11 protein-coding genes are annotated in these 12,158 nt (G+C 40.7%); 3 read left to right on the plus strand and 8 right to left on the minus strand.

The window, feature by feature from the left end; all coding sequences use genetic code 11:
• The first annotated feature begins 84 nt into the window (after positions 1 to 84).
• Together E1163_RS08160 and E1163_RS08165 are read left to right on the plus strand one after the other, a co-directional pair.
• The gene (locus tag E1163_RS08160; RefSeq protein ID WP_155170946.1) at positions 85 to 996 is read left to right on the plus strand and encodes a FecR family protein; all 912 of its coding nucleotides are present in this window, start codon (positions 85 to 87) and stop codon (positions 994 to 996) included.
• Positions 997 to 1,008: 12 nt separating this feature from the next.
• Complete coding sequence (locus E1163_RS08165) at positions 1,009 to 3,555, plus strand: TonB-dependent receptor plug domain-containing protein (RefSeq protein WP_155170947.1); 2,547 nt, start codon at positions 1,009 to 1,011, stop codon at positions 3,553 to 3,555.
• A gap of 5 nt (positions 3,556 to 3,560) precedes the next feature.
• Here E1163_RS08165 and E1163_RS08170 read toward each other — a convergent pair whose 3' ends face one another.
• The 5 genes from E1163_RS08170 to E1163_RS08190 form a co-directional block, all read right to left on the minus strand.
• Positions 3,561 to 4,154, minus strand: a complete 594-nt coding sequence (locus E1163_RS08170) for a hypothetical protein (RefSeq protein WP_155170948.1) — start codon at positions 4,152 to 4,154, stop codon at positions 3,561 to 3,563.
• Positions 4,155 to 4,535: 381 nt separating this feature from the next.
• Entirely contained in the window at positions 4,536 to 5,021 is a 486-nt protein-coding gene (locus E1163_RS08175) for a DUF6702 family protein (protein WP_155170949.1), read from the minus strand.
• 196 nt (positions 5,022 to 5,217) lie between these two features.
• Positions 5,218 to 6,555 carry a YHYH protein gene (locus E1163_RS08180; RefSeq protein WP_155170950.1) on the minus strand — a complete coding sequence of 446 codons (1,338 nt, stop codon included), beginning with the start codon at positions 6,553 to 6,555 and terminating at the stop codon, positions 5,218 to 5,220.
• Positions 6,556 to 6,680: 125 nt separating this feature from the next.
• Positions 6,681 to 7,478: an ABC transporter permease gene (locus E1163_RS08185; protein ID WP_155170951.1), complete on the minus strand. Its 798-nt coding sequence runs from the start codon at positions 7,476 to 7,478 to the stop codon at positions 6,681 to 6,683.
• Between the two features lies 1 nt (position 7,479).
• Entirely contained in the window at positions 7,480 to 8,112 is a 633-nt protein-coding gene (locus E1163_RS08190; protein WP_155170952.1) for an ABC transporter ATP-binding protein, read from the minus strand.
• A 148-nt stretch (positions 8,113 to 8,260) separates the two neighbouring features.
• Here E1163_RS08190 and E1163_RS08195 point away from each other — a divergent pair, with 148 nt between their 5' ends.
• The gene (locus E1163_RS08195) at positions 8,261 to 8,650 is read left to right on the plus strand and encodes a hypothetical protein (protein WP_155170953.1); all 390 of its coding nucleotides are present in this window, start codon (positions 8,261 to 8,263) and stop codon (positions 8,648 to 8,650) included.
• A 230-nt stretch (positions 8,651 to 8,880) separates the two neighbouring features.
• On the opposite strand, the gene E1163_RS08200 is transcribed toward E1163_RS08195, so the two are convergent.
• The 3 genes from E1163_RS08200 to E1163_RS08210 form a co-directional block, all read right to left on the minus strand.
• A complete protein-coding gene (locus E1163_RS08200; protein WP_155170954.1) occupies positions 8,881 to 9,219 on the minus strand; it encodes an avidin-fold protein in 339 nt (112 codons plus the stop codon).
• A 9-nt stretch (positions 9,220 to 9,228) separates the two neighbouring features.
• Positions 9,229 to 10,737 carry a sodium:proton antiporter gene (locus E1163_RS08205; RefSeq protein ID WP_343033783.1) on the minus strand — a complete coding sequence of 503 codons (1,509 nt, stop codon included), beginning with the start codon at positions 10,735 to 10,737 and terminating at the stop codon, positions 9,229 to 9,231.
• Between the two features lie 376 nt (positions 10,738 to 11,113).
• The coding region (locus tag E1163_RS08210) for an anhydro-N-acetylmuramic acid kinase (protein WP_155170956.1) at positions 11,114 to 12,158 on the minus strand (1,045 nt) is incomplete at its 5' end.

Below are 12,158 nucleotides of genomic sequence, written 5' to 3' on the forward strand. Positions count from 1 at the left end.
TCGATATTTTAAATAATAGAAAAATTTAAAAAATAACTTCAAGAGAGGGTGGTATAATGCTGACCATACCTGTTCTATAAGTGTATGAACAACTCCGAATACGATAATGAAAAGTTACTCCGCCTGATCAATAATGAATTGAGCAAGGATGAGCTACATCAACTAAGTAAAGACCCGGATTTTCAGAAATACAGGGCCATTCTCGACGAAGTGGATAGCTGGACACTTCCCGAATTAGATATTGACGCCAGCTATGGCAGGTTAAAAGAAAAACAGGAAAAAGCACCTGCAAAAACCATCCAATGGTATCAGAGTACTATATTTAAAATGGCCGCAACGTTCCTCTTGCTGGCTGCTGCTTTTGCTTATTTCATTGTTTCCGGAAGTTCAGTGGTAACTTATGAAACAGGGGTTGCAGAAGTGGAAGAAATAACGCTTCCCGATGGATCAATAGTACACCTGGGCGCATCATCTCAGTTATCATACAACAAGGACACCTGGGAGGATACGAGGGAATTGCGCCTTGAGGGCACCAGCCATTTCGATGTAATGCATATGGGCGGCACCCCCTTTAAGGTACACTTCAAACTAGGTACTGTAGAAGTGCTCGGAACCGCTTTTGAGATCAAGAGTTTTAACGATTTTGCATCGGTCATGTGCTACGATGGAAAAGTAAAAGTAGATGCCAATGACAGCACCATCACATTAACACGAGGTAGAGGTGCCAGAGTAAGAGGCCGTGAATTAAAAGGGTTCGAATTTCAAAACCATAACTGGTCACAAACCATAACAAGATTTGAAAGCACTCCGCTATCTGTTGTTTTCACAACCATGGAGGCCCAGTTTGGCATCAAAATCAAAACTGACAAGGTAGACCTGACAAGAAACTTTACAGGTAGCTACTCATTGCAGGATGTGAACCTCGCATTAAAAGCTGTTTGCGATCCGATGAATATTAGCTATGAAGTAAATGAGGATACTGTTATCTTGCAGTAATTTTCACTTTTTATGGCTAAGAAATACTTTCTGCTTTTATTCCTGTTTTCAGTGACTCTGAAAGCAAACTGTCAGTACGGCCAAATATCTCTCAAAGCCGCCATTCGTCAACTTGAAAAAAAGCATAGCGTAACATTTTCCTATGCAGATGATCTGGCAGAAAGGCTTCAGGTTTCCTTTGAAGCAGATGCGCCTCTTAAAGAGCAGTTGGCAGACATTTCAAATCAAACAGGACTGGCTTTCAGCGAAGCCGGCAAAGGCGCCTATCTGATAACCCTGGCCTCCCATCACTTTTGTGCCCAAATAGTGAACAGCGGCACTGCTATGCCTATGGAGGGTGCGCAGATCATACTGAACAATAAGCTGACCAACATTATATCCGATGAAAATGGCTATGCAAAATTTGATGGAAAGCTGACTTTTCAGGACACAGTCAGCATTCAATACTTTGGTTTTGACACTAAAAAAATAACCACCGGAAGCTTGCTGGGCGATGAATGCCCAAAGGTAGAACTGACCTTCGGGGAAACCACACTCCGGGAAATAGTAATCACCAGCTATATCACTTCCGGGATTGACTTTTCCAATGAAGACCACAGCTTTATTATTAATACTGATGACCTTTCTTTGCTTCCCGGAGAAACAGACGGAGATATATTACTGGCCATTAAAACCCTGCCAGGGATATCTTCCCCAAATGGAAAAGCCGGCAATTTGCATACACGTGGAAGCACTACTGATCAGACGCTGGTACTTTTTGACAATATTCCTATCTACCATAAAGGTCACTACTTTGGTACTATCTCTCCTTACAACCCAATTGCCGTCGACCAGGTAGAGGTATACAGAAGCGGCTATGGCCCGGATCTTGGTGGCAGGGTTGGAGGGGCTATAAAGTTGGAAAGCCGCAAATCCGTACCAGACTCTGCCCGATTTGGCGTGGGCATTAACACTTACTATGGCTCTGCCTTTTTTGAAGTACCCGTGAGAAAAAAACTTGGCATTTCCGGATCAGTCAGGTCTACCTATAATGGAGAATGGCAATCACCTAAACTTGAAGCACTTAATGAGCTTGCCTTACAAAATTCCATTATAAACCGGGCAGAAGAGAATATAGATATGGAAGTGCTTAACAGTAGTTTCACTTTTTATGATCTGAATTTCAGTTCCAACTATAAGATGAAAGAAGGCAATATATCCATGAGCCTTCTGGCTATTGATAATTCACAGGAGGGCAGCGTATTTAGCAAAACACGAAACTTAGTACAGGGTATTGATAACTCTTTAAAAAATAATGGATTAAACACCGATTGGTCCCAGTATTGGAGCCCAAAGTTTAATACCACATTGTCCGCCACATATTCCGACTATAAGGTGAAAGTACTTATAACGCAAAATCCGGCAGACAATCCTGCGTATATTCCAAACTTATTTGAGCAGCGCATAAAAGACTTTTATATAAATGCAGAAGGAAATATACTGCTGAACCAAGAAAAAAATAGCAACCTTAACCTGGGTTATCAGGTGAACCGGCATGCTATCGATGGTTTTGTATACTCCAACAGACCCAACCGCCCTGAAGTATCCATCGATACACATAATGAAGCCTACCTGCACTCATTCTTTATCAATCATCAAACTACTCTTTTTAACAAGCTAACTGTAAATAGTGGAATCAGAAATAATTACTATACTCCGCTGGAATACTTCAGGGTAGAGCCAAGATTATTTTTAAACTGGCAATTGAAAAGTAACTTTTCTGTCAAATCAAGTTATGGCCTGTATAGCCAGTACATTACCCAATATGTCTATTTCGACTTTGAAGACAGCAAAATTGAAAATTTGACATGGGAACTGGCCTCCAATGAGAGACCCGTAATTAAAAGTGCACAATGGATGCTTGGCTCTATCTGGAGGCCGGGAAGTTTCGTGCTGGATTTCGAGTTCTATCATAAAAATATATTTGATTTATCTACTCTCAAATCAAACAAAACACCCACGGACCCTGACCGGTCTGCTATAGGCGACCTTGACGTTTATGGCATAGATGTGCTGTTAAAGAAAAAGTGGAATAAGTTAGATACCTGGATCAGCTACAGTTATGCTTACACTGATATGTACTTTGAAGATCTTAACCTTCTTTCTTTTGAAACTTATTATGACCAGCCACATACGCTAAATATAAATGCCACACTGCCATACAAAAACTGGAGCTTCTCCATAGGCTGGCAATATCAATCAGGTGTTCCTGTTTATACCAACAATACTTTTTTCCCTGTTCCTGGAGAAGGCAGCAATCAGGAGCCTGAGCAACCGGTAACTGCTCAAAAAAATGAGGGAAGATTCCCTGTTCAACACCAACTAGACCTGGCGGTTGTATATAAATTTCCTAAAAGGATCAAATCGTGGAATGGCTCTATTGGCCTCTCATTACTTAATGCTTACGACAGAGAAAATTTTGTTGCAGAAAACTACCTTACTTTCGGCCCAAATACCTCTCTGGAGCAGCAATACGCCATTGGTTTTGCCCCTAACATTATGCTAAACATTCGGTGGTAATCCGATTAAGCAGCGTTTTCCAAAAGCCGCTGCTTAACGTTACTCTGGCTTATCTTATGCTTTTTAGCGGCAACAAAACCAAAGTTTACAAAGGGTCTCTGAAGATCAAGTAGGAAAGGATTGTCAGAGTTGGCAATCACATGGGCGGAACTGTTGGAGCACTCCATAAACGACTCGCGGCTAATGAATTTATTTGGCCTTACCATTTCAGAAAGATCTCCATGAGAACAGCCTATGCAATAATCATATCCGTTTTTCCTGGCATACTTCTGTAGAGTGATCAATAGCCCGGCTATTATCATATCGTTGTGGAGTGCATCACAATTCAAAATTAACAGATCAACCACAATCGACTCCTTTGACCTTTCAACGTCAAGTCCGGATTCGTCCGGTTGCGTGAAAATACTGGAGGGTAAGACGGCTGTCCTAAACCTTAAAGCCCCTACCATTTTACCTCTGTAGTTGGCAAATATCAGATTCTCCTCCTGATGGTGTTCGGTATTTACAAATGCTTTTAGGTTGACCGGTTGATCGTTGGTAACCAAATTAAATCTATAACCTTTAATTTCAGCGTAATTCAAAAACAGAAAATTTTTCATATAAACTGGTATTCGTTTCATTATTAAAACAGTTGTCTCTGCATATCTTATACCACCCCTTGAAAAAATTATTAGTGGCCGCCAGCTTCAGTCATTAAATTTATAAAAGCTATCAGGCAGTATACAATCTGTTGACTTCCAGAATGATGACGGCGATATAACAGAAATGGTTGTCTTACTAACTGCAACTCTTTTTTCTGCTAGTGAAGAACTCTTCTGGTAATAAAACTGAGAGGTGTGCCTTGCAAGCTTTTGGAAGTCCTATGAAGTAGTAGTTCACCAGTAGAGGTCATTTCCCACAAATATTTCAGATGCTTTGCTCAGTGGTAATTTATTGAGATCTAACTATAGCTACCTGTAGATGTGGATCGTGAGTTGCATTTATTCCCGGTAATCCACAACGGTCGTTATCCTTTCCGATGACAAGCGAAATGTCCTGGTCCGCTCATTTAACATGACTTTAATAATATTTGAGTGTCCTTCATTGTAATCCAAAAGACAGGTATTAAATACATTGATGGTTTCAACTTTTTGCCATTTAATGGGAAGCGTGGCGTGAATCCTTACGTATTCATCCTCATATGTTACCGCTTCTATATTAGGTACGACACAGTTATTATTAATAGCCAGTTGAAAATTACTTTCAAGGTAATCCTTTATATAGCTTTCCCTGGTCATGTTATCCTTAGCCGTGAGCAGTTTGGGATACGCGGTAATCAGTGACCTTTCCAGGTCCTTTTTATCAAAGCTTATATCCAGTATATAGTTTTTATTATCTTTTGAAATTTCAAATATGGCCATTCTAATATCATGGCCATATCCAAAACAACTAAACAAAACAAACAATATTAATAGTAAGTATCTCATAATCAATTAAAACTCCGTTTTTACAAATAGTAGGATTCAAAAGCTTTGAGCTGAATGTGTGGTAAGCCGGGGGTTAAGTGTAAAGGCGAAACACTACCCCCGTTTATCACCAACACATGTAATTTTTTCCCATTACTTTGAAAAATGATAAGCAGTGAGGTGACAATTAATACCACCCCACACTGACCTTATTTGATTATGGTCCAATTTTAAATGACGAATTAGGAGTACCTACAATACATCGGGATATAACCGGAAACTCTTCGGTAATCACATAAAAATAGCTGTAGGTGCCTGTGCTAAGGGTGATGCTTCGGTCTATACCATTACATTCATCCAAATCTCCGGAGCCATTTACATATTCATAATCATTGGTATATTTTCCGTTGTATTCACCGCATGGTTCAGTCACCCCATCACCAGGTCTGTCCCCTGATTTTAACTGATAGCTGGAAGTGAGTTTAACTACAGCAGTTCCTGAAGCATTTGGCCCATACATGTAAAGGATGGGGAAACCATCTGCTGCCCAGCCTATTTGAACAGAACTCGCTGGTACCGTACCCGTGCTGATACCTGAAGATAGCTGCTCTGCGTATATGCCCATATTGCCATGGTAATGATAAAGACCATCCGGCTGCACATGGGCAATGGCACAATCCAGGCCAACTGTATTCATATTGTTGTTAGGCTCCATTACCCAATCCCAATTGTATTCACCCGTGTTAGGGTTTTCGAAGATAAATGGCTCCGCCGGGGCAGGATCTATAGCTACACCATTTTTTGCTACACCAAATTTCCACTGCGGCCTTCCATCACTACCGGTGATATTTGTAGTAGATCCGGCCTTCGCAGGTGTGTTATCAAACTCATAGGTCTTGGTGCTGTTATCCAGCTCCGAAACTATATTTGGGATTTGATTTCTATAGTCGTGGGTAGGAATTCCATTAGTCACCACCTCCCGGTTACCAGAAATATTGATGGTGTTGTCATCATATTGGTTTGCTACTGGTGTTTCAGTGCAGCCCCGGTCGTCCTGATCAGTAGAATTGTCGTTTGAACAGGTACCCCCTCCACCATCTGTATCATTATCCGTTACGGTGATAGTTAGAGTTGATGATGAAGACAAAGACATATTGCTGTCAAAACCGCTGTTTGATAACGTAATAATGATAGTTTCATCACTCTCCACATCTGTATCATCAACTAAAGGAATCTCCACTGTAACCTCGGAGTCGCCATCAGCAATGGTGGCGACTCCGGAAGGTGCCGTATAATCACTACCAGAAGTTGCAGTGCCTGTAAGGGTATACTTTATACTAACACTGCTGCCTGTCTGGTTTACTTTATCTAACGATATTTTGAACCCGATACCCGGATCATCTTCCGATGCAGTTGTAGCACCATTTACAGATACCTCATAAGTTGTTTCATCAACAGTTGTAGGGTCATCATCACCCCCACACCCGGATAGTGAGAGCGCAAATGCACCAGCACAGACCAGACTCAAAAATTTTTCAGCTAATATTTTTTTCATATGTAAAAAATTAAGTTAACGGTAATGGTAAGACAGGCAGCTTGTCAATAATACCACCCCCGCACTTAATTTTTTTTGAAGACAGTTAAAAAGACCTCCAAGGTTTTCAAAAACCTTGGAGGTCTTTATCGACTCTTTCTGAAAATCGTCTTTTTCAAAATACCGTAGCTATCAAAAGCCCGGCGATAGGTAATGAAAATAGTTAAAGATACACTCAAAGTAGTAGCTACAAATACTGCCAACATAATAGCAATCTGATACTTAATGGCCGTGGCAGGATCTTCTCCCCCTATGATCTGGCCGGTCATCATACCTGGTAAAAACACAAGACCCATGGTAGCCATACTGGCAATGAAAGGCTTTAAAGCGGCAGCCATACTGTCCCTGAAAAAAGGCACAACCACCTCACGCTGGCTTGCCCCCATTGCCAGGTGATATTGATATCGCTTTTCATCTTTTTTAATATCCTCATAAAACTTGGAAATGCCTATAATATCTCCTTTCAGGGAGTTTCCCAGAAGCATCCCTCCAATGACAATCAAGTACCGGGCATCAAATACATTATCGAGATCTACCAATACAGCATTAAAAAACCAGAGAACAAGACCAGTAGATATCAGGAATGCCAGAAAAGTTGGCGGTAGGAATATCCTGTAGTTCAACTCGCTGTTATTGACAGTGGACACCGCTGCGAAAACAACCATACCTATAACCCAGGAAGCATTAAGCCAGTTATTGTCCAGCTCAAAGAAATATATAAGAGCAATACCTACTACAAACAATTGCCCGGTCATTCGTATGGCTGAGATAACTAATCTCTTTACAATCGTGATCTTGAAATAGTATGCTAACAGCACGGGTATAAGTAACAGCAGGTAAGCTAAAACCAGTGCTAATGTTGATATTTCCTCCGAACCTTCCATATCATCTTAAATTATCAAGGTCGATCAATTTGACATCATTCTTTTCCCAAACCCGGTCATGTGAAATGATAAGCAAGGTCTTCCCTTTTAACCCTAAAAAATATTGAGCAATTTTTTCTTTCAATACTTCGTCAAGGGATGATGTGATTTCATCAAGTAAATAAACAGGTCTGTCCAGAAGAATAGATATTACAATGGCTATCCGCTGTTTTTCACCCCCAGAAAGTTCCGGGATCCGGCCTTCATATAATTCTTCATTCAGGGAAAATTTCCTAAACAACTTCATAATGTCTTCCCTGTCAACCTGCAAATGTTTGTTAGCTTCATAAGAAAATATCTCATCAAAAAAATCTTTTACCAGTCCTTCACCGATGCTCATATCCTGACTCACATAAGCCATAGATTTTCTCGCTCTCCAGACTGTTGATCCATTAAGTTTTTGGCCTTCATACAGGACTTCTCCTGCGTCGGGTTGCAAAAATCCCAACATCAGTTTAAATAAAGTGGTTTTTCCTGCTCCCGACTTTCCTTTTATCCGGACCTTTTCACCTTGGCCAATATCCAAACTAAATCCGTCAAAGACATGCTTTGAATTAAACCTGACTTCAATATCCCTTAAGCTGATTACACTCATGACTCATGCTACTAAATATAGTATGTAACTATCCGCAAGTATTTTAGTTAAAATATGGCTTCATTCCTAAAACCAAATAAACAGAGAGTGCTACATTTTTTGGTTACTGAATAGCTAACTACAGTATTTACACCAAAACATAACGCATATGAACAAAACAATTATAAGAATATTCTTGTTGGCCCTTTTTATGGTTTGGGCAACCCAAACTGACTCCTTCTGTCAGGGTAAAAGTGGGAAAAACAAGAACAAAGAAAAAAAGTATAAAGCAAAAGAAAGTGTAGGTCCACCTCCGTGGGCACCGGCTCACGGCTATCGGGCCAAGACCCGGTACGTTTTCTTTAAAGATCATGATGTCTATTATGATAATGAGAGAGGCGTTTACATCTCTATTTCCGGAAAAGGCTGGGAAGTTTCTGCCAAGTTGCCTTCCATATTGAAGGGGGTAGATTTAACGGCAGCCGCAAAAGTTGATCTGGATTATAATGGAGATGATCCTCAGAAAAACTTCAAAAGACATAAAAAGAAGTATCAATAATCACTGAATTTTGTAAAGGTTCATACCGGGGCGTAAAAAACTGTGGAGTAAATGGATCGGAAAATAAAACATACATGTGAAGCTTGCTAACTGAAAATCAGTAAACTTGCGATCAATTGTTGTTTTATAGGAGGTTGCCAACTGCTTTTGCCGATTGCTATTATCAACTTTCTGTCAAACACAGAGGCGAAAAGTTAAGTTAGTGTCTCCTCAAAATTCCACCTGATCCTTCATACCTCCTCAAGAAGGGATGAGCCTTTGCTCAAATCACCAGAAGTCCACTGCCAGTCTTCGTGTAACCTGATCTTGCCATTAGGAATAACCTCAGGGGTAGATTTGCATATACCGGTCATAATTTCACCCTTGTTATTTACCTGATGGTATCTCATGTCGAGGCATCCTTTCTCATCTACCAGCGCTATTAAATGTCCTTCCTTAATATTGACCCCTGAGTACCGGCAGGTCACAACATTTCCCTTTTGCTTGTAGTGAAATGTCATTTCACCATCAACCTCACCATTTTCCGAGTTAGTTACAGGTCTGAACTGTCGGTCGTTATAATTGATCATGTATAAAGCTTAAACAAAAGCAAAGAACACCAGCCACACCAAAATCAGAAGTGGCAGTAAGAAAGGAATTGAGAACCTGATGATGTAACCAAAGAATGACGGCATTTTAATACCAATCTGCTCAGCTATGGACTTAACCATAAAATTCGGTCCATTCCCAATATAGGTCAATGCTCCAAAGAATACGGCTGCAATAGAAATAGCCTTGAGATCAAGTACACTGTCATAGAAGGTTCCTCCTTCGGCGAAAGCTATTACATCAGTTATAGTATTTATACTACCTCCCTGAGAGGCCAATGCAGCAGTCAGAAAGTTAATATAGGTTGGTGCGTTATCAAGAAAACCGGAAAGCATACCAGTACCCCAGTAAAGTGTATTGTGGCTTATAAGTTTGGAGCCTTCAGGGGAAGCTGCAAAGCCTCCAACCAACTCTAACGCCGGCATCATGGTGCCGAAAATACCAATGAAGATAAATGCTACCTCACGAATCGGTTCAAAGCTGAATTCATTGCCGGCAATAGCGTTTTTATTGGCAAACTTGTAAGAAAAGAAGGCTACAGAGAACATAATGATCTCCCTTAAAAAAGAAAACTTTTGCCCGTCGTATTCGATAGCAGGCACCCAGTCAAGTACATTGGGATCAAGAAAAACAGATCCGATAACTACCGCCAGCCAGAAGAAGTTTCTGATCCCTATCAGCTTTATCTTATTGGTATAGGTAATCTCTTCATCGGATAATCCATAGTTGGATTTATTTCGTTTATCAAAAATATAGAACGTAATCAGCAGAAGTATCAGAGCAAATATCCAGGGGAAGAGGTTGTGCTCCATCGTCCAGAAGAACGGAACACCTTTCAAAAACCCCAGAAATAAAGGAGGATCGCCAATGGGCGTTAATGACCCGCCGACATTACTTACTATAAAAATAAAAAAGATAATGTGATAGGCCCTGATCCTGGTTTTATTTAGTCGTATAAAAGGCCTGATCAAAAGCATGGATGCACCCGTGGTACCTACAAGGTTAGAGATGACCGCCCCAACCAGTAGCAATATAACGTTGGCAACAGGAGTAGACCTCTTATCTATATCGATCATAATACCGCCAGAGGCTATATAGAGCGATGCCAGAAGTGCAATAAATTGGACGTATTCCGCAAGGGCATGTACCGGCCCATGGGTATTATGCAAAACAAATAAGTAATACAAAACCACCATAGCAGCAAGTGCTATAGCTACTTTGGGATAGTTCTTATGCCAGAAGTGCTCATAAAATAGTGGGCCAGTGGCAATCATCAGCAAAAGAACCACAAAAGGAATCACTGTCCAGCCGGGAGGAGCATGGTGAGCTTCCTCTTCAGGGTATACCGGCTCTTCGTCACCGTGCTGTTGCTGATCCTGTACGGTTACTTCCTCTGTTTCAACACGTTCTGACAGGGTTGTGTTGGCAGCGCCAAGTAATGGAGAAATGGTAAAAGAAAAAATAAAGACCAATAAAATGTTGTAAAGCGCTTTTCTCACCAAGACTTTTTCTTTTTAATAAAAAATAATTCCAATAAGGTTTATTGCGGTAAATATATCACTCTCAACCTCTCCACCGCGCCCAAAGGTATAGAATATCAATCAATTTCTAATATCTCGGACGGTTATTAAGAAGTTAAAATTTACGAACGGTTGCTCCAATAGTTTCAAAACTAGCCTGAAATTAAGCTTTACTTTCAGGTTTTACTTTCCTGTAAATGACATTGCCAGTGATTGGAAACCATCTCTAATCATTGCCCAAACCATTCCTAAAACTCAAGCATACCTAACAGGCTCGGGTACCTAACGAAATGATATTAATCGTATTTTGGTTTATAAAAGATTTCCGTCTCTTCAAATGCGCTCAACTGCTAAACTAACTAAGGAAGGGATTTACAATCACACCACCACAATTATCCCTACCTGAGCCAGTGACACTTCGGAGACAGTTTACCTGCTTCTGATATCTCAATACGCCTAAAAATCCGAATATTAAGGCCTCCTTATAGTTAATCGTCGTGCGGTCAGGAATACAAACCTCAGCCTTATCTTTCAAGTATTCCTGAAGCCGTTCGATAAGAAACTGATTAAAAGCCCCGCCTCCGGTAATTAATAGTTTTTGAGTCTCTTCTTTCTTTGTGATAGCACGGTCAATTTGAATCGCAATGTGTTCCACCAGGGTAGCCATTACATTTTCCAAATTACCGGAGTAAACATCTAGTACCTTTAAAACTTTGTCACTTACCCATTCATACCCCAGGGATTTGGGATAGGGTTGACTATAAAAGTCCAGACTATTGAATATTTCCAGCAAATCGGTTATTACTTCCCCTTTTCTCGCCATTGCCCCTCCATCATCAAAGCCTTGTCCCTTCTTATTTGCCACATAGTTTAATGCCATGTTGCAGGGGCAAATATCATATGCCAGGCGTTGTCCATGATCATCAAATGATATATTGGCTATCCCTCCCAGATTAAGGCAATAATCATATTCATGAAACAACATTACATCACCAATGGGTACAAGTGGCGCGCCCTGTCCACCTAGAGCTACGTCAAGAGAGCGAAAATCATATATAACAGGTACTCCGCTTACCGCGGCTATAATGTTGCCACCCCCTATCTGTTTGGTTATTCCCAGCTCGGGCTGATGAAAAATCGTATGTCCGTGAGAGGCTATAAAATCTACTTCAAAGTTGGCGCTATCAATAAACGACTTGACTGCTTTCCCCATCCATTGCCCCAACTCTACATCAAGTTTTGTTAGTTCAAAACCTGAAAGCTCAACACCGGTTTTCAAAAGGTTATACAACTCTTCCGGATAACTACGGGTCTCTGTTCCATGAATTTGGTAGGACCACAGGCCATCCTGAAATTCAAATTCGCAACAGGCCATATCCAGACCATCTAATGACGTACCG

The organism is Fulvivirga kasyanovii, from assembly GCF_009711405.1.
GTDB lineage: Bacteria > Bacteroidota > Bacteroidia > Cytophagales > Cyclobacteriaceae > Fulvivirga > Fulvivirga kasyanovii.